Annotated in this window: 17 protein-coding genes; 12 read left to right on the top strand and 5 right to left on the bottom strand. The window is 23.1% G+C overall.

What is annotated here, in order from left to right; all coding sequences use genetic code 4:
- Positions 1-218 precede the first annotated feature (218 nt).
- The 4 genes from KQ877_RS01055 (at position 219) to KQ877_RS01040 (ending at position 6,057) form a co-directional block, all read left to right on the top strand.
- Complete coding sequence (locus KQ877_RS01055) at positions 219-1,265, top strand: hypothetical protein (RefSeq protein ID WP_216535776.1); 1,047 nt, start codon at positions 219-221, stop codon at positions 1,263-1,265.
- Positions 1,266-2,753 (top strand): hypothetical protein, encoded by a 1,488-nt coding sequence (locus KQ877_RS01050; RefSeq protein WP_216535775.1) that lies wholly within the window; start codon positions 1,266-1,268, stop codon positions 2,751-2,753.
- A gap of 27 nt (positions 2,754-2,780) precedes the next feature.
- Complete coding sequence (locus tag KQ877_RS01045) at positions 2,781-5,123, top strand: YobI family P-loop NTPase (protein ID WP_216535774.1); 2,343 nt, start codon at positions 2,781-2,783, stop codon at positions 5,121-5,123.
- Between the two features lie 757 nt (positions 5,124-5,880).
- Complete coding sequence (locus KQ877_RS01040) at positions 5,881-6,057, top strand: hypothetical protein (RefSeq protein ID WP_216535773.1); 177 nt, start codon at positions 5,881-5,883, stop codon at positions 6,055-6,057.
- A gap of 134 nt (positions 6,058-6,191) precedes the next feature.
- Here KQ877_RS01040 and KQ877_RS01035 read toward each other — a convergent pair whose 3' ends face one another.
- Complete coding sequence (locus KQ877_RS01035; RefSeq protein ID WP_216488742.1) at positions 6,192-6,932, bottom strand: YebC/PmpR family DNA-binding transcriptional regulator; 741 nt, start codon at positions 6,930-6,932, stop codon at positions 6,192-6,194.
- Between the two features lie 98 nt (positions 6,933-7,030).
- Here KQ877_RS01035 and nadE point away from each other — a divergent pair, with 98 nt between their 5' ends.
- Positions 7,031-7,807 (top strand): NAD(+) synthase, encoded by a 777-nt coding sequence (nadE, locus tag KQ877_RS01030; protein WP_216535772.1) that lies wholly within the window; start codon positions 7,031-7,033, stop codon positions 7,805-7,807.
- Entirely contained in the window at positions 7,807-8,490 is a 684-nt protein-coding gene (locus KQ877_RS01025; RefSeq protein ID WP_216535771.1) for a pseudouridine synthase, read from the top strand. The genes nadE and KQ877_RS01025 overlap by 1 nt, the downstream gene beginning before the upstream one ends.
- 23 nt (positions 8,491-8,513) lie before the next feature.
- Here the strand turns inward: KQ877_RS01025 and KQ877_RS01020 are convergent, their stop codons facing one another.
- Positions 8,514-8,888 carry a hypothetical protein gene (locus KQ877_RS01020; RefSeq protein WP_216535770.1) on the bottom strand — a complete coding sequence of 125 codons (375 nt, stop codon included), beginning with the start codon at positions 8,886-8,888 and terminating at the stop codon, positions 8,514-8,516.
- A gap of 193 nt (positions 8,889-9,081) precedes the next feature.
- Here KQ877_RS01020 and rplU point away from each other — a divergent pair, with 193 nt between their 5' ends.
- On the top strand, positions 9,082-9,381 hold the full coding sequence (gene rplU / locus KQ877_RS01015; protein WP_216488750.1) for a 50S ribosomal protein L21: 300 nt from the start codon (positions 9,082-9,084) through the stop codon (positions 9,379-9,381).
- 3 nt (positions 9,382-9,384) lie between these two features.
- On the top strand, positions 9,385-9,648 hold the full coding sequence (gene rpmA / locus KQ877_RS01010; RefSeq protein ID WP_216488752.1) for a 50S ribosomal protein L27: 264 nt from the start codon (positions 9,385-9,387) through the stop codon (positions 9,646-9,648).
- Between the two features lie 473 nt (positions 9,649-10,121).
- Here rpmA and KQ877_RS01005 read toward each other — a convergent pair whose 3' ends face one another.
- The 3 genes from KQ877_RS01005 to cdd form a co-directional block, all read right to left on the bottom strand.
- Positions 10,122-11,432 (bottom strand): MnuA family membrane nuclease, encoded by a 1,311-nt coding sequence (locus KQ877_RS01005; RefSeq protein ID WP_216535769.1) that lies wholly within the window; start codon positions 11,430-11,432, stop codon positions 10,122-10,124.
- Positions 11,433-11,681: 249 nt separating this feature from the next.
- Positions 11,682-12,782 carry a hypothetical protein gene (locus KQ877_RS01000; protein WP_216535768.1) on the bottom strand — a complete coding sequence of 367 codons (1,101 nt, stop codon included), beginning with the start codon at positions 12,780-12,782 and terminating at the stop codon, positions 11,682-11,684.
- Entirely contained in the window at positions 12,772-13,182 is a 411-nt protein-coding gene (cdd, locus tag KQ877_RS00995; protein ID WP_373422488.1) for a cytidine deaminase, read from the bottom strand. The genes KQ877_RS01000 and cdd overlap by 11 nt, the downstream gene beginning before the upstream one ends.
- Positions 13,183-13,288: 106 nt before the next feature.
- Here cdd and KQ877_RS00990 point away from each other — a divergent pair, with 106 nt between their 5' ends.
- The 4 genes from KQ877_RS00990 to secDF all read left to right on the top strand — a co-directional run bounded on the left by KQ877_RS00990 (position 13,289) and on the right by secDF (position 20,007).
- Positions 13,289-15,652, top strand: a complete 2,364-nt coding sequence (locus KQ877_RS00990) for a phosphoketolase family protein (protein ID WP_216535767.1) — start codon at positions 13,289-13,291, stop codon at positions 15,650-15,652.
- A 135-nt stretch (positions 15,653-15,787) separates the two neighbouring features.
- Positions 15,788-16,435, top strand: coding sequence for a Holliday junction branch migration protein RuvA (gene ruvA / locus KQ877_RS00985; RefSeq protein ID WP_216488772.1), 648 nt, complete (start codon positions 15,788-15,790; stop codon positions 16,433-16,435).
- On the top strand, positions 16,422-17,369 hold the full coding sequence (gene ruvB / locus KQ877_RS00980) for a Holliday junction branch migration DNA helicase RuvB (protein WP_216488774.1): 948 nt from the start codon (positions 16,422-16,424) through the stop codon (positions 17,367-17,369). Before ruvA ends, ruvB begins: the two co-directional genes overlap by 14 nt.
- 46 nt (positions 17,370-17,415) lie before the next feature.
- The gene (gene secDF, locus KQ877_RS00975) at positions 17,416-20,007 is read left to right on the top strand and encodes a protein translocase subunit SecDF (protein ID WP_216535766.1); all 2,592 of its coding nucleotides are present in this window, start codon (positions 17,416-17,418) and stop codon (positions 20,005-20,007) included.
- Positions 20,008-20,012 lie beyond the last annotated feature (5 nt).

The following is a 20,012-nucleotide window of genomic DNA, read 5'->3' as shown; positions in this document are numbered from 1 at the left end:
AACACTATTAAAGATATTAATAAAAATCTATATATTAAATTTAAACATTGTTTTAAATAAACAAAATTCATTAGATATTAATAAAGATTAAAATCTTAGTTTAAGATAATAATATTAAATTTTGATATGATATACCTTCTATAAAAAACCACATTTTAAAATTTATATATTTACTTATATATTATAATAATATTAATTAATAAAATAAAGTGGTGGTTATGGGTATTGAAACAAATGAAAATCCTTTTTCAGATTATTTAAAAATTCTCAACATTATTTTGGTTTTTTGTAAAATTCATGAGGAAGAAAAAACTAACAATGTATTAAAAAATAATGATGAAGAAAAGTGAAAAACATTTTTTACAAATAACTTTTCATTTACAATATTTGCTAATAATTTTCAAAATGTAAAAGATTTTTTCAATGATGCATATTTTTATAAAAATAATGACAAAAAAATTATTATTTCTCGTCAGTTGTTAGAAAAATTATTTCAAAAAATTTTAGGTTATAAGAAACAAAAAGAAACTAAAAATAATAATTTTTATTCAGTAAATTTTTCATTACAAGAAAAAGACAAATATTACGAAACTTTTGAAAACTTTATAAAATATATATTTTTACCTTTTTATAATTATGAAAAAAAGGAAAATAATGATGAAAATATAATTCAAATTGAAAAAATTGAAACCAAAGAGTTTTTATATATTTTATATAAATTTTTTTCGATAATAAACAAGAAAAATACTAAAATAAATTATCAAAATAATGAATACAATGAAATTTATTTTAATTTTTTAAATGAATTTCAAGATAATTTGTCAAAAGAAAAAATAGATGATAGTCATAAATTAATTTGAACAATTAAACAGGACAACAACCTAGCATCAAATATAGATAATTACTATAATATTTCATTTATTTTGACAATAGATACTAACATTAAATATTTATTTTGATTAGAACCATCAAAACATAATAATTCTGATTTTAATATTAATATTAAAAAAGAGAATTCAGATAGCGAAATAAGTTTAGAAATTTCAGAAATAAGTGATGACTATAAACAAGATTCAAAAACAGGCGATAATAAAGAGAAACATTTGATATTTAGCATAACTCATAAAAAATTTAAAAAAGATACACCAAAACAGTTATTCTCATTTACTTTCAATGAAAATGATGATGAAAATATTTATAAGTTTATAAGATTACTTTTAAATACTTTAGAAAAAGATAATAAAGAAAATAAGGAAAATGAATAAATGGAAAATGAAAATACAATGGAATTTTGCTATAAAAATGTTATATACACTATTAATGTCAATGAAATAATTAATATTCTTTTTGTTATAGCAAACAAACGAAGCAAGGACTTGGTGCTTGATGAAGAAAAATTCAAACAATATTTCAATTTTGACACATATTTTAAAAAAAGGAATAATAATGAAGATAAAGATGAAGATGGTACTGATGTCTTAGAAAAGTATCATTTTACAGCAAATGTATTCTATAAATATAAAGAAGATAAGTCATCAATCCCTGAAGCTAGTTTAATGTTTTTAGTGAATAAAGATGGTAAACAACATAAAGTTACAATTACCTACAGAAAAGAAAATCAGCAACAAAATAGTTTTGTAAAACCTAATAACTGCATTTATAATATTGATGTAGTAGTTATCAATAAACTTGATACAAATAACGATAATATCGATAAAATAAAGTTATCATTGGAACATTTTTTTATAGATAAAAATAATTTTTATTTATTTTCTGTTTTTCCTTCAAATGATTATAATTGACTTAAATTTTATATTAATAAACAAAAATTTAAAAATAATGAAATTGAAATAATAGAATATATTGCTGAAAATTTAAATATTGAATCATTTGAAGGTGAAATCTATATTTTATTTGGAACAAATAAAGATCAAAAAGGTTTTTGTTATTTTAAAGTAATAAACTCTAGTATTGAACAAATAAATTCATGAAAAAATAATAAAATTACATTTATGTATGTTGATTACAACAAACATGAAAATACTGATATAGATTATATTGCAAAGCAAATATTTGAATTTAAAAATAGTAGCAAAAATGATGACTTAGATTTTAAAAAAATACATAATAATAGTTCTTTACAAATAGAAAAATTTCATAATATCATTGAACATAATTTATTAACCGAAAAAGAAAAAGATTATTTTATGTACTTATTTTTCTGAGTTATCATAAAACATTTTAAGGAAGAAAAAAATAATGATAGCATAAACAAGTTTAATGCTTTTCTTATGAAAATTCAAAAAGAAAATCTTGATAAAAACATTTTAGAACTAGATGTTTCTAAAATTTTGAAAGCTAAAGAGTGAAAAACAACTAGAGATGAATTTAAACAATTTTTACTTTTTTTAAAGAAAATAGTAGAAGGTGATGCTTATAACAAAAATAAATTTAATATAAAATTTGAAATTAGAGATGAAATCAACAAAAATGTTTTAAATGATTTTTTGTGTTTGCTATACATGTATTTACCTAAAAATTATTCTATCCTTATAAAATTAATAGACTATAATACTAGTGACAAAAACGAAAATGATAGTCAAAACTACAATTATGATTTAGAAACATTATTTGATATCGCAAGTGAAAACAATCTTGAAGAATTTAAATTCGAAATTAAGAAAGGTGATAATGATCCAGAAGAAAAAATAATAAGATTAAATATATTTTGAGATATAGATTCTCTATTTTAAAAATAATATTCTTAACGGTGGAGAAGTATGGAAAATAAAAAAGAAATATTTGCATTAGATCCTAAACATAGTTTAAAAAATTTACTAGAAGCTTACAAAATATATAAAGATTCAAAAACAGATGATGCAAAAATTAAAAATGACGCGATCAATTATATTAAAGATAATCCTTCAATAACTAATATATTAGTTCAAGGTAATTACGGAACAGGAAAAACAACATTTTTAAAAGCTAACTTATATATATCATATTTACAAAAAAATAAAAAAGATCTTTTTGACAAACTAGAATTTATATATATTTTATTTGAAAAATGAAAAGAAGAAATTAAAAATATAGAAGAGGAAATAGAAGCAATTGATGATTTTATTTTAGATATAAAAAAAAGTGAATATAAAAAATATCAGTACTTAGAATCTGCTTATTATCCTTCTATATTATTTAATTTAATACCAAAAGACATTAGGAGTATTATTGAACAAAAAGATTGGAAGAATACACTTGAGCAGGAGGAAATTGATTGGGATACAATTGGTGAAATTTTCAAAGAAATTAAAAACTATAAAAAACAAATACAAAATATAATAAAGACCAAAAAATTTAATAAAAAAATCGAGTCAGATCAACTATTTATATCTTTATTAGAATTTAACAAAAATGATATATTTGTAAGTGAAAATAACGAAAAAACCACCATAGATGAAGAAAATAATAAAGAAAATCAAGAAGAAAATAATAAACTTTATAAACTTGAAGATGCTATTATTCAAAAACTTGTAATAAATTCAAAAGATAGATACACACAAAAGAGATTTGTTTCTTTTCGTCATAATGAATTAAAATTAATTGTAGCTGCTATATCTTTTGCAATTTTATTTGCCACTTCATTGTGATTTTTTTTCAAACCTATAAGTATTGAAGGTGTTTTATCAAAAACAGCTACACAGTTAATACAAATAAGTTTAATGGTATCATCTGTAATAGTTTTATCATGATATACATATTTAATAGTGAGGTACAAAAAATATAAAAATTTTAAATTTAAAAAAATATTTAAAGTTGAATTTGAAGAAAATTCTCCATTTGATAATAGGATTTCAGAACTTTTGGATATTTTTAAAAAATCAGGATATAAACATTTTGTTTTTGAAGACATTGATAGACAATCAGAATATAGAATTGTTCAAAAATTGGTGGATTTAAATAAAAAAATAAATGATTTTTATGCAAATAAAAAAATAAATGATTTTTTTGCAAATATAAAAAAATTGCTTTTTTTTGTAAATAAAAAAAAATATAATCCCGAAAATGATAAAATTCACTTTTATTTCACATTAAAATATGATTTATTTAATAAAGAAAATACAACTAAATTCTTTGATTATATTTTACGTATTCCATTTAACCCAATGGAAGATACTGATAAAATTATTAGCCGCATAAATAACATAATGAAGCGTGAAGAAAAAGATGAAATTTTTAATCTTTATGAAAAATGAACAGAAAACCTTTTAGATAAAACAAAACTAGTATTAAGAGATATGGGTTATACGACTTTAGGTTTTAATTTTAAATTAAAAAATATAATTGAGTTAATCGAAAATAAACGTGTTTTAAATGATTTTGTAAACTATTTAAGTGAATTGCTATCAAAAAAAGAACACAAAGAGTATGATGAAGCTCAAAAATTAAATTTTTTATTTTTAGCTATTTTATATACTATGTATCCTGATGTTTACTCTAATTTATATCTAAAAAAAGGTTTTATATACAATATATTAGTTAACATTGAAAACACCAAAACAAATATAAAAAGATCTTTATATAAAATATATAAAAAAATAGATGAATCAAATGGTGAAAAAATAATAGAAGATTTTGTTGACAACCATCCCTTGAATTATATATATGCATATTTTTCTCAAATACTAAATAAAAGTTTAGAGAAAACTAAACAAAAAAATAGTAGACAATCAACATCACAACCTAATACTCAAGTTGGATTAAAAAATCAGCAAGATACAACTATAGATGAAAATAAATTAGATATTTTATATTTCAAAACAGTAAAATCTTCAATCTTTAAAATTATATTATTGGGAATTTTAGATGAAGATTATTTAAAAAATGTGCAAATTTTTCTTAAAAAAACTAATATACATAATTTTCATTTTAACTATGATTTAAATAATATAAAATCTGATGATCCAAACATAAATTACTGTAATTTTAGTCACAATTGTCAGAAAATTTTTATAAATTTATTAGGTAAAGAATTTCAAAGTATAGTAGTAGAAATCACTGAACAAATAAAAGAAACATATGGTGAAATTATAGAACAAATGAACGAGCTAACAGATATTAGTTAATACGCGAATAAACATAACATTACCATAGCTACTTGCTGTGGTTTTTTATTGAAATTAACTATATGCTATTGTTTTATCCCAAAACTATCTATTAGCTTTATGGAGTAATCATTTGTTAATTAAATCATTTAAAATTGAATTTTTAACTATTGTAAATCAATATTATATTTCTCTATCATCTAATGAATTTTTCATTTAATAGTGATATTTTATTCTAAATTTAGTGTTTTTTAATATATTAGGTATTTATATATTAAAATTCCAATCCAACTGAATTATAAAATTATTGCTTAAATCAAATTGAAGTCATTTAATAATATGAAATAAAAAACAAAAGTCCCTTCTAATAAAGTATTAACGAAATGAAAAAAAGTAATTATGGAATCAATAAAAGATATCAATTGTAATATATAAAAAATAATCCAAAAGCAACAGTCAGAACATTGTCGCTGGCATTAAATATTTCAACAAAAACAATTTATAAACTTAGAAAACAACAGATAAATGAAAGTCAAATAATAATTACGCATAAGAATTTAAAAAATCAGTATTCAAGAAAAATTAGCGTTAGTCAAATTGATTGAATAATTAAACACTATTACTCTATATTTAACTGAAATATACAAGGATAAATATTTAGATTTTTATTTAAACTTAAGATATTTTTATCAGCATGAAATACCTGAAGATCTTAAGAAAATATAACCTATGCTAGTAGATTAAAAGCCTAAAAGCGTGCGGATTTTACGCATATGGTATGAGTAAAAATGAAAGAAAAGAAGCACGCAAAAATTTAGCAAATTTATCTAAAAAAGATCAATCAAAAACAATCGTGTTTATCAATAAAATTTCAAAAAAACTCGATAAAAATATCGCTTTTGTTTCAAGAAAAAATAAAAGTGCTTATTTAAGCTTTGAAGAGATTTTGAAATAAAAAACAATTCCACTTTTTTTGAATTTAATAAATGAGAACTTTTGTTTTTTATTTCACAAAATTAGCGCGCGTAGAATTAAAAATATAAAAAAGCAGCTTTAAATACTGCTTTTTTACTCAAAATTAATAAAAATTTATTCTTCATCAAAAACTGCATTGTGATAAACTTCTTGAATATCATCATCATCTTCTAAAAGATCTAAGAAGTTTTCAAATTTTTCAATTTTATCACCTGAAATTACAACTTCTGTATTTGGTATATAAGAAATTTCAGCAATTGAAAAATTTTCTATATTAGCTTCAGTTTCAAGTGCTTTTTTTAGTTCAGTAAAGCTTGATGGTTCTGAATAAATTGTGTATTCTTCTTCATCTTCTTTAAAATCAACAGCACCGTTATCCATAGCAATCATTAATACATCATCTCAATCATTTTTTAGATCTTCTTTTTTAATTGCTAATACTCCACGTTCATCAAATGTATATGGAATAGTTCCTTTACCCATTTGACCATTAACTTTATTGAAGTAATATTGAATATTTGAAGCTAAACGATTAAAGTTATCAGTTAAACATGTAACAATAAAATTAGTACCCCCAAAAGCTGTTGCTGTATATAAATATGATTTAAAGTCTGCTCCTTCTTTAGAGGTTCCTGAACCTTTTTGTACAGCTTTTTCAATATTTGCTTTTGGCATAGAACGAGCTTTTGCTTTTGCTATTGCTAGTCTAAGAGCGGGGTTAGCGTCTGGATCAGGTCCACCTAAAGATGCAGCAACCATAATTTCTTTTGAAAATTTTTGAAAAATTTTACTTCTAGCTGCATCCATTGCTGCTTTATGATGTTTTGTTGTCGCTCATTTTGAATGTCCTGACATATTTTCTCCTTAAAATGTTTCAAACTTAATATATAAATTATAATAAAATAACAGTTTTTTGTATGCATTTTTTCAGTATTTATTAAAATTATTAAGATATGAAAATACAAACAAAGAATTTAGAAGAAATAAAAAAAGAATATGATCTTGAAAAATATTACAAATTAATTGAAAATATTCAAAATTGATTACTAAATAAAGTTAAAAAAGCAAAAGCTTCTGGACTTGTTTTAGGAGTAAGTGGCGGAATTGATTCAGCTACATTAGCTTTTATTGCTCATGGTGTATTTAAAGATAATTTACACCTTTATTCAATTTCTATTCAAGATGATGTAAATGATTTAAAGATAAATAAATACGCTCAAGAAGTTTTTGAAAAACTAAATGTAGAATTTAATAATACAAATTTATCTACAACTTTTTTAGAATATAAAAAAGCAACAAATATTTCTAAAACATTTGTTCTTGCAAATTTAAAAGCAAGAATGCGAATGGCTTTTTTATATGCAAGAGCACACGAAACAAACAGTTTAGTTTTAGGTACTGATAATTTAAATGAATTTTATTTAGGTTATTTTACAAAATTTGGTGATGGTGGATGTGATTTATTACCTTTTGCCAATATAAAAAAATCTGATATTTATATTATGGCAAAAATATTAAAAGTGCCTGAATCAATTATCTTAAAAAAACCAAGTGCAGATTTATGAGATAATCAAAGTGATGAAGATGAGTTGGGTTTTAGTTATGATGATTTTGAGTTATATTATGAAGATAAAAGCAGTGTTTCTAAACAAACAAGACAAAAAATTCAGCACCAACATAACAAAAATATTCATAAATTAGTATCAATTCCTAAAGGACCTAAAATTTAATGAGAATAGAAAAATTCATTGCAGATTCTTTAAATATTTCAAGAACAGAAATAAAAAAATTAATTAATCAAAAACGCATTAAAGTAAATAATGAAATAATAAAAAAATCAATTCAAGTTACTGAAAATGACCTCGTTTTTATTGATGATAAACAAATAATTTATGAACAATATTCTTATTATATGTTACATAAACCACAAGGATATGTTTGTGCAAATTATGATAATGAACATAAAACTATTTTTGATTTAATGAATTTAAATAGGGATAAGTTTTTTAGTTATGGTAGGTTAGATAAAGATACTGAAGGTTTATTAATTATTTCAAATGATGGAAATTTATCACATAAACTCCTTAGTTTAAAAAATCATGTACCTAAAAAGTATTTTTTAAAAACAAATATAAAAATACCTGATTTAGTTTTTGAATATAATAAACCAATTATATTAAACGAAAAAGATATTATAAAAGAATATAAATTTATAAAAATAGATGAATATAGTTGTTATTTAACAATTTATAATGGTTTATTTCATCAAGTCAAACGAATGATGAAGTTTTTTGATCTTGAAGTAATATATTTAAAAAGAATTGAATTTGGTTTTTTAAAATTAGACCCTTTATTAGAAATAGGAAAATCAAGAAAATTAACAGATAAGGAAATAAAATTATTAAAGCAATAAAAAAATTGAACACTTGTTCAATTTTAATTTGTAAAAACATTATCTGTTAACAATTTTTTAATTTTTAGATGATAAATAGGACTTACAAATTTTAGTCGTGAAGAATGATATTTAATCGCTTTAACCTCTAGTTTTGTAATGGTATTTTTTCTTGCTGATTTTCTAATTGTTTGCATTGGTGAAATGTAAAATAATAAAATAAAAATCAGTAATGCTAGCGAAGCAATAGCGAATAATAAAAATTCTCATCAAGGTTGTAAAATATTTGTTTCTTTAGTTAAAAGAATAACAATAACAGCAACAAAAGAAACAAGCATTAGAGCTGATAAAACTGCAATAGTTGATGAAATAACTACTGATATAGTTGATCATTTTTTAATTTCTTTTCAATTTTTCATACCTAAATTATAAAATATAATAATTAATTTAAAAAATATTGACAAATTTGAATATTTTTTATTTTTTAAATATCAATTAATTCTTGAAAAAAAGTATTTTTTTTGTATAATAGTAATGTTACTTGTTGTAACCATTCCAAAAAGGTTTTTAAGCATAGCACCTTAAGGGTGAGCCACTAAATAAGGAGGACATATGTTCGCAATTATTGAAACTGGTGGAAAACAACTACTTGTTAAAGCAGGCGACACAATTTTTATTGAAAAAATTGATGGTGAAGCTGGACAAGAAATAACTTTTGATAAAATCGTTGTTTTAGATTCAAAAATAGGAACACCATACGTAAATGGTGCTACTGTAACAGGAGTTATCGAAAAACAAGGTAAAGCAAAAAAAATCGTTGTTTACCGTCATAATCCAAAATCAACACACAAACGTAAATTAGGTCACCGTCAACCTTATACAAGAGTATTAATTAAAGAAATTAAGGGGTAAGAAATGGCACATACGAAAGCTGGGGGTAGTACCCATAACGGACGTGATTCCGCTGGTAGAAGATTAGGTGCTAAATTAGCAGACGGACAATTTACATTAGCTGGAGGAATTATTTATCGTCAAAGAGGAACAAAAATTTTTCCAGGAAAAAATGTTGGTAAAGGATCAGATGATACACTATATGCTTTAGTAGATGGTATCGTTAAATTTGAAAAAAGACGTAATAGAAAATACGCTTCAGTTTACGAAATAAAAGACGAAGAGTAATTTCATAACAAGCATTGCAGCTAACAACTATGCAATGCTTTTTTTATACTGAACCAAAATTTTAAAGAATTCAAATAGAAATATCAAACACAATTAAAAATTAATATTTTTTGGTGGACTAAATAAAGGCTGTATTCTACACGCTATTCTAATAATATAATCATTATTTATAAAATTTAAAGACAAATTTTTGTATAAATTAAAAATTTGGTAATTTAATTTTTAGATTTTTGCTATTTAATAATATCTTTTGTTATTTTGAAACTTTTAATTTATTTTTTATTATTTTTAAATTTTATAAATATCTAAAAATTAATTAAGTAAAACATCAAAACATCAATTGCATTTTACCTAAAATGAAATATTAAACCAATATATGTTGCTTAATATTTAAATAAACAAGTGAAATTATCACAATTGTGACTTTAAAATTGAATAAAAAAAATAATAAAAAACAAGGAAAAAGTCCTTGTTTAATTAAGATGATAATCAACTCATACTAAGGTATGATCTGAGATTTTTTTTGCATATTTTACGTTATTTAAATTAGTGATTTTATCTTTATCGTTAGGATATGATTGTTTATATAATTTAAGATGTTTATTTGCATCTAAATAATTTTCTTTAAAAGCATTAATTAAATCAAATTTTCAGTTAGATCCCGCATAAGTTTTGTCTAAATGTTTAGTTTTTTCTTGATAATCAACAATATTAATATTATCAGCCTCTCTAAACAAAATTTTGTCATAACTATTAACATATTCATTAGAATTACCTAAAGATGTTTCAAAATACTCATATTTAAAATTATCTTTAACCCCTGATTGACCTTGTGGTTTAAAATAGAAATTTTTATATCTATTTTCTAATTCTTTATCAAAAAATAAACCCATATTTTTAGTTTTAATATTGGTGTCAGCTCCAAAAATTAAAGTAGTAGGTTCTGAAACTAAAGATTGAAAATAATCAAATGCTTTATCAATATTTAATGCTTCAAAAACTTCCTGAGTTCCTTGGCCTGAAAATTTAGATCTAGATTCATAATTTTTATTTACATCAGGTGAATCAAAATGTCCAGCAGAAACTATTAATTTTTTATGATTTTTAATATCTTCTAAATAAAGTGCATAAACTGGTCTTTTATAGGTTCTTTTCATTCCATTTTCATCTACTAAATCATTTTGTTTAGCACCAAAACTTGCTCCTATTACTCCATTTTTAAAAACAATAGGTTTGTATTTTAAAGTATTATAAATTACAGCAACTTGTTCTTTTGTGTTTTCTGATGATTTAGGGTTTGCATCATCTTCTGATTGATATGCAAAGTTAAATAAATTTGGTTTTTTATATAAATCATTTAATACTTCAACAATTCTTTTAACCTTATCTGCTTGGTGAAAATTAATCTCAGTTAATGCTACAACATCAATTTTAGTTTGAAATAAAATATCTGCAATACCTTGAACTTTAAAAGATAATTTATTACTATCTTTTGAACCATAGTTTTTAATATTTCAAAAACCTATTCTTGAATAGTTGGTGGGTTTATATCAATTTTCATTAACATTTTCATTTTTGTTTTCGTTAACAGTTGGCTTATCAATAGAACTATTTGAGTCACTAGAATTATTTAGTTTAGAGTTATCATTTGCTTTATTTTGGGATTTAGTATTGTTAATAGTAGTTACTTTATTTACTATAAAATAAGCAGATACACCTATAATAGATAATGATAAGATAGATATAAAACTAAGTAGTTTTTTATGTTTAATTTTCTTTTTCATATTTTTTAATTCTCCTATTTAAATATTGTAATTTTAATGTTTTATCACAAAAATTGACAAAAACGAAGAGAGCTACCAGTGCTCTTATTTTATAAGTTTCATATTTTTGTTTACTAATTTTAAAAATTTTATAAAAAGAAATACTTATTTCATAATTATTTATCTACTTTTATCTATAGATAAATATACAATTAAAAAATGTATTATTTAAGATATTTTGGTAAATTTAAAATAAAAATCTAAATTTTTTTATTCAAATAATAAATCTTTGTTGATGTTTTTAGGAAATTCTAAATAAATTCCTTTTAATGCTCTTAATACTTTATCAAAATTAATTTTTTGAAGGTCTTTTAAATTAAATGAGCTGAAAATATATCTAGCTTTTTTAATAATATGATTGTTTTCAATAGAAAATGGTACTTTATATACTGCAATTAATTGCTCTGAAGTAGTTAATATTGTAGGTTCAATGCTTAAATATACTAAAAATTTATTTGCAAAAAATTCTTTATTGTAAAAATGAGATAGTTGAATATTTTCATTTTTGTTTTCAATAAATTCATCATCTATTGTTTTAAATTCAGAATAAACTAAAATATTATCTTTTATTTTTGAAATTTCTAAGTCACGTTCTAGATTAATGTCTAGTGAAAGTTGATTTTTTATTGTATTATCGCTTTTTGCAACAATTTGTTGTGGTGATACTTCAAAACTTAAATTATTGTTTTCTAAATTAAATATCGCACTTTCTTGTATCTCTTTTATTTCTTTTTCTGTTAAAGCAAATAATGAAAAATTAGGATTTTGTTTAAATACCAATTGACTTATGGTTGAATCATCTAAAATATATTCATTTATTTGGACTTCTTCTAAAACAGTTTTATATAAGTTGTTAAATATTTTTACATCTTCTTTACTAATTTCTAACTTAGGTTGTTTAATGATTGAAATTATACTTTGTAATGAATTAAATTTTTTTGTAACATTTTGAAGACGAACAAAAAATTCTGGATCTTTTTTTATGCTTGCAAATCTTACTAAGATACTTGTAAGTAAAAAGATTTGTCTAGTTTGACTAAAGTTTTGCAAAATAAAGTTAATTGTTTTTTGTTCTAATAATTGTTTTGCATTTTCATCTGGATTGTTTTTATATTCATTTAAAAATTTATTTAATTCTTCTTTTTGTTCTGAAGAAAATTCATTGGAATTTTTAATTGCTGATTCAATTTGTTCAATAAATTCTTTAATTTCTTTTGTGTTGGTCGTATTTGTTGAACATGATATTGTAAGTATTGCTGAAGGTATTAAAATTCCACTTATTAAAAGTGTTTTTAAAAACTTACTTTTCATTTATTTCCAATGTATTTGGTCAAACACCAAATGGATTTAGTTGTTCTAAACTTATTTCTAAGTTCAAATTACCTTCATTATCATAGCAATAAACCATTGACTCAGGTTCCATAAATTCTAGCATAACTTGTCTGCAACCTGAACATGGAAAAATAGTATCTTTACCACTACTTATAATATGTATTTCTTTAAATGTTCCTACTTTTGCACCATGCACAACACTTGAAAATAAAGCTGATCTTTCGGCACATAAACCACTTGGAAAAGCAATATTTTCACAATTTACACCATAGTATTTATTATTATTTTCATCAACTGCTAAAGCTGCAACTTTAAAATTTGAATATGGACTGTATGAATATTTAAGTTTATCTTTTAAATCTTGTATGTTTATTTTCATAAAAATATTTTAACAAATAAAAAAAATAAAAAAATAAACTTATAAATTTAGCTTTTTCATATAAAATTAAAATACAAAATAACAACATAAAAAATAAAGGAGAAATATGAGCAAAGATAACTTTTCAACAAAAGAGTATTTTTTAAAAATGGATGCTTGATTTAGAGCAGCTAATTATTTATCAGTTGGTCAAATTTATTTAAGAAACAATCCATTACTTTTAAAACCATTAACATCAGAAGATATTAAGGTATATCCAATCGGACACTGGGGAACAATACCAGGACAAAATTTTATTTATGCACATTTAAACAGAGTTATTAATAAATATGATTTAGATATGTTTTACATTGAAGGACCAGGACATGGTGGACAAGTAATGATTTCTAATTCATATTTAGATGGATCATATTCAGAAATATACAAAAACGCATCACAAGACATTGAAGGGTTAAAATATTTATTTAAAAACTTTTCATTCCCAGGTGGAACAGCAAGTCACGCAGCACCTGAAACACCAGGATCAATTCATGAAGGTGGAGAACTAGGTTATGCACTAGCACATGCAACAGGAGCAATTTTAGATAATCCTAATTTAATTGCTGCAACAGTTATAGGAGATGGTGAAGCAGAAACAGGACCGTTAGCAGCATCTTGATTTTCTAATTCATTTATAAATCCAGTAAATGATGGGGCAGTTTTACCTATTTTATATTTAAATGGAGGTAAAATTTCTAACCCAACAATTTTAGCTCGTAAAACAGATAAAGAACTAAAAATGTATTTTGAAGGATTAGGTTGAGATCCAATCTTTGTCGAAGGAAATGACTCACTAAAATTACATCCAATTATGGCTAAAAAAATGGATGAAGCAATCGAAAAGATTTTATCAATTCAAAAAGAAGCTCGTAAATATCCAGCTGAACAAGCAAAAAGACCTAAATGACCAGTTTTAATTGCTAGATTACCAAAAGGATGAACAGGTCCTAAAACATATAATAATGAAACATTAGAAGGAAGCTTTAGAAGTCACCAAGTTCCTATTCCTGTTAATGCAAATAATTTAGAAAAATTAGCAGATTTAGAAAAATGATTAAAATCATACAAACCAGAAGAATTATTTACTCAAGACGGAAAATTTAAAGAAGAATTTAAAATTCTTTCACCTGCAAAAGATAAAAAAATGAGTACCCATAAAGTTACAAATGGTGGAATTAATCCTAGATTATTAAACTTACCTGATTGAACAAAATATGCTTTAAATATTGAAAAACCATCAGAATTACAAGCACAAGATATGATTGAATTAGGTAAATATTTTGCAGAAATTATTAAATTAAATCCTGATAATTTCAGAATTTTTGGACCAGATGAAACAAAATCAAACAGATTATGAAAAACTTTTGAAGTAACAAGTCGTCAATGACTTGAAAGAATAGATAAAGATCTTGATGAATTTATGTCACCAGCAGGAAGAATTATTGACAGTCAATTATCAGAACACCAAGCTGAAGGATTTTTAGAGTCTTATGTTTTAACTGGAAGACACGGAATATTTGCAAGCTATGAATCATTTTTAAGAGTCGTTGATTCAATGTTAACACAACATCAAAAATGAATTAAACAAGCTAATAAATTAGAATGAAGAAATGATTATCCTTCTTTAAATGTTATGGCAACTAGTACAGCATTTCAACAAGATCACAATGGATATACTCACCAAGATCCAGGAATATTAGGTCACTTAGCAGATAAAGATGCTCGTTACATAAGAGAATATTTACCAGCTGATACTAACTCATTATTAGCAGTAATGGATAAATCATTTAAAGAAAGAAATGTAATTAACTTAATTGTTGCATCTAAACAACCAAGACAACAATTCTTTAATGTAGAAGAAGCAAAAGAATTAGTAGAAAAAGGTTTAAAAGTTATTGACTGAGCTTCAACTTCAAAAGATAATGATGTAGATTTAGTAATGGTATCAAGTGGAACTGAACCAACAATTGAAGCACTTGCATCAATTACATACTTAAATAAACAATATCCTAACTTAAAAATAAGATACGTAAATGTTGTTGATTTATTAAAATTAAGACATCCAAGCATCGACCCAAGAGGATTAAGTGATGAAGAATTTGATCAAATTTTTACTAAAGACAAACCAGTTGTATTTGCTTTCCATGGTTATGAAGGATTATTAAGAGATATTTTCTTCAGTCGTCACAATCATAATTTATTTGCTCATGGGTATCGTGAAAATGGAGATATAACAACTAGTTTTGATATTAGAGTAATGAGTCAAATGGATAGATTTAATATTTCAAAAACCGCAGCAGCTGCAGTATATGGTAAAAAAGCTGATGATTTTATTGAAGAAATGAACAAAAAATTATCTGAACATAAAGAATTTATCCGTGAAAATGGAACAGATATGGATGAAGTTAAAAACTGAAAATTCCAATTATAATCAATTTTAAGTAGCTTTGGCTACTTTTTTTTGCACTTTTGTTTAATTTTGAAAAAAATTCCTAAAATTGTATTAATTTTTTCCTATTGTTTTCAAAAAGCTCTAAAATGCTTATTTAATATAGGTGGAGGGAATATGAAAATATACATTTATGGAAAAATTGTTCACATTAATAAAAATTATTTAATTTTAGAAAATAACGGTGTAGGTGAAATTATTTATATGCCTAACGTAGAAAAATTTAAAAAAGATGAATTTGCAAAAATTTTTATTCATGAATATAGTTCTGAATATTTTAAAACAACATATGGTTTTGGAAATTTTAGAGAATTAATTGTTTTTGAGGATTTATTATCAGTTCAAGGTATAGGACCAAAAACAGCAATTAATATATTGTCAGTTGGTTGAAGAAATATTATGATTTACATATCAACTGCAAATATTGAAAAATTGTCAGAGATACCTTATTTAAGTACAAAAACAGCAAGACAACTAGTTTTCGAATTTCAATTAAAATATGAAGGAATTTTACAAAAACTAGAAAAAAATACTCAAAATTCAGAAGAAAATACTCAGAATAATGAATTTAATTTCAATAAACATGAAACACCTATTGTTTCAGAAAATCTAAAAAATTTAGAAAAGAGTTTGAAAGTTTTAGGTTTTAAACAAAAGCAAATTAAGTACGCTATTGATAAAATAAATCCTGTTAATGACTTAGAAAAATCAGTTGAAGAAGCAATTAAAATAATTTCACAAGCAAGTCACGATGCAGTCATTTAATATTGAAACTTTTGATGATTTTATTGGACAAAATCATATAAAAAAGACAATAATGGTTATGATAGATGCTGCAAGTAAACAAAAAAGAATTATAGATCACCTTCTTTTTTATGGTCCACCTGGATTAGGTAAAACTTCACTTGCAAAAATAATCGCTAATACCACAAATCAAAAAATAGTTTATGCTCAAGGTCCACTTTTAGAAAAAAAGTCTGATTTAATTACTTTATTTTCTAGTATAGAAGATAATAATATTATTTTTATAGATGAAATACACAGTATTAATAAAAATTTGTTTGAATTGTTATATTCCGCTATGGAAAACCAAAGTATTGACATTGTTTTAGGTGTTGATGGTGACAAAAAAATCATGAGATTAAAATTACCTAAATTTACTTTAATTTCTGCAACAACTAATTTTGACATGCTCTCACAACCACTAAAAGATAGATTTGGTTTTATTGGTAGACTGAATATGTATAAAATTGAAGAAATTGAACAAATTTTGACTAATAATGCTAAAAAATACACAATAAAAATCGATAATATTTCAATTAAAAAAATTGCAAAAAATGCAAGACAAACACCAAGAATTGCAAATAACTTATTAAAAAGAGTTCATGATTTTTGTTTATATGAAAATAAAGAAAAAATTAATTTAGAAATAGTTAATCAAGCTTTTAAATATTTGGGGGTTTACAATTTAGGTTTAAATGATTTACAAATTAATTATTTAAAGATTTTAGCAGATATTTTTGAACAAAAAGCAGTGTCTTTAGACAGTATTTCTAATATTTTAAAAGAAAATAGACAAACAATTATAAACGATGTTGAACCTTATTTGCTTCTTCATAAATTTGTAATAAAAACAGCAAGAGGAAGATTAATTACTGAAAAAGGTGTTAATTATTTAAATGAATACTATTTGAAATAATAAATATTATATATTTAAATCTTGCTTATATTGTATAATTTAAAACATGAAAACAAGCAACAATAAAAAACAACATAATAAATTAAGATGATTCGCTACATTTTTTTCAATGTTTAGCGTTTTCATTTTATTAATCGTCGGTATATTTGTTGGTTTAAAAAATCCAGCTCATTATTCAAATCAATTCGATAACGGAGCAAAAGTTGTTTTAAAAATAGATAATCCTCAAAATAAAAATGGGGAAAATATTTCAACTAAACAAGTCATAAAAAAAACTGAGGATTTTTTGACTTTCTCACGTTCATTACATAACTACGATATTAATTACACACAAAACTTAATATCTGTAACTGATAATAATGTAAAAACTGATGATGAAAAAAATCAATTAATTAATACATTAACAAAAAAACAATTTATAACTTTTACTGATAAAAACGGAGCACCATTATTTTACAAAGGTAAATTTGTTATACCTGGTTCTGATAATAGTGTGAGTTTAGGACAATTATTATCTGATGGTTCATCAGAAAATTTTTCACCTTCTTTTATCACTAATCCTGCGAATTGAAATACAGGATCTGGATCTGGTAGAGTGAGTTTAGAATTTTCTGAACAAGGTAATAAAGAATGAAAAAATTTATTAGATTATTATCTTTATAATTACAATGAAAAAGTTTACATTTGAATTAATTTAGAGGAATTTGTAGACATAGCAAAAACAAAATTTAAAGATGATTGAAATAAAGCAAATCAAAACCCTGTAAATTTTGCATATATAGGAAACTCAGCAAATCCTTCACCAAATGCAAACAATCAAACTCCTGCAGCTGAACCTGTGTTGAAGTTAAATCAAATAAATGCATCTAAGTATTTATTAACTTCAATTACTCCTTTTGCATTATCAAATCCAAAAGCAGGTTCAAAACAAATTTATTTAATAAATAACCATTTAGCATATACTGATAAACAATTAAGTTCTAAAATAAATTTTGCTTATAATCCATTTACTTTAACTTTAGTAAATAGTTATTACGTAAAATCAACAGTTAGTGATTATGTACCTAATGAAGTATCATCAAAAGGAAACTTTATTTTAGCAACTGTTATTGCAGTTACTTTAGCTTTAATTGGTGCATTTTTATCAATTAAATATCGTTTATTAGGTGCAATAATTTTTGTGCTTATTAGTTTATTAACGATTTTATTAATATCAATAATTTTTGCATTTTCAGCTGTTTTAACACCTTCAATAGTGTTTGGAATAGTGCTTTCAATAATTATTTCATTTGTTTTAATCAATTGTACATTATCAAAAATCAAAAGAGAAATAAATAAAGGTTCAACCGTTGTAAAAGCTGCTTCTAAAGGACAAAAAACCACATTTTTAAGTAATTTAGATACTGTTGCAACTTTAGTTGTTTTATCAATATTCTCAATTTATTTAAGTGTTTTACCTGTTATAACATTTTCAAGTATTTTATTTTTAGTTATGGTTCTTACAACTGTAATTACAATTTTATTAGGTAATTTATTTATCTATTTAATAACTAGAATTGAAACATTTGATAAATATAAATGATTAATTTCAGGAAAATCAAAAAATATTTTATTTAAAAATAATAATTCAGATATTTTTAAACATTGAAAATGAAGAATTGTGATGTTTACAGTAGTTTTAGTTGTATTTATTGTTATATTATTTATCCCAAATAGAGATATTTTAAATAATATTAAATTATCAGATTCAATTTCTGATAAAGCAACATATATATTAACAACTAACAATAATTTAGGATTTGATCTTAACACAGCAACACTTATTAATGAAAAATTACAAAATAGTAATTTAAATATTCAATCAACTATTTTAGAAACTCAAAAATTAAATAATTTATTTTTAGTTTCATTTACTACTGATTTTAATTTCACAATAAAACAAATTCTTGATACTTTAGCAACAATTAATGATTTTGATGCTAATTCAGTGTCTGTTGTTTCATATCAATGATCATCATGAGGATTTTTAAATTCATTAGGTTGAAGTTTTATTCCAATTGTTTCATCATTTATATTAATTGCAATTTACTTAACAATAAGACACGATCTAATCAGTGCTTTTATACTATTTATAAAAGAAATTTTTATGTTAGTATTTACAACGTTAGCTTTATTTGCGTTACGTGTTCAAATCGATGAGTATTTAGTGGTGGTGTATTTCATAGTAACAATAATTACAATTATTTCACACTTAAACACTTCATCTGAAATTAATTTATATACTCACAAAGATGCACAATTAAGAAATTACATTTTTTCAAATGAAGAAATAATAAAAATGTTTAACAAAATTTTTACAAAAAGAATTAATGAATTTTATGTAATTATTTTTATTTCAACATTAGCCTCAATTCCATCATTAATTTTATTTGGAGAAAGCAATTTATTAATTCCAGCGGGATTCTTAATTGGTCTTATTGGTTTATTTATTATAGATGTTACATTTACTTCAGTAATTTGAAAATCATTAATTCAAAGAAAATATCATAATAAAGATAGAAGAATAAAAGAATTTTATTGAAATGATTCAAAAATTGAAGAACAAGAATTCTTATCAATTAATGATTTTAATAAGTAAGGAAT

The organism is Mycoplasma zalophi (genome assembly GCF_018914005.1).
In the GTDB taxonomy this organism is placed as follows: domain Bacteria; phylum Bacillota_I; class Bacilli_A; order Mycoplasmatales; family Metamycoplasmataceae; genus Metamycoplasma; species Metamycoplasma zalophi_A.
The sequence above is the reverse complement of the archived record's forward strand: the minus strand, read 5'-3'. Positions and strand labels throughout refer to the sequence as shown.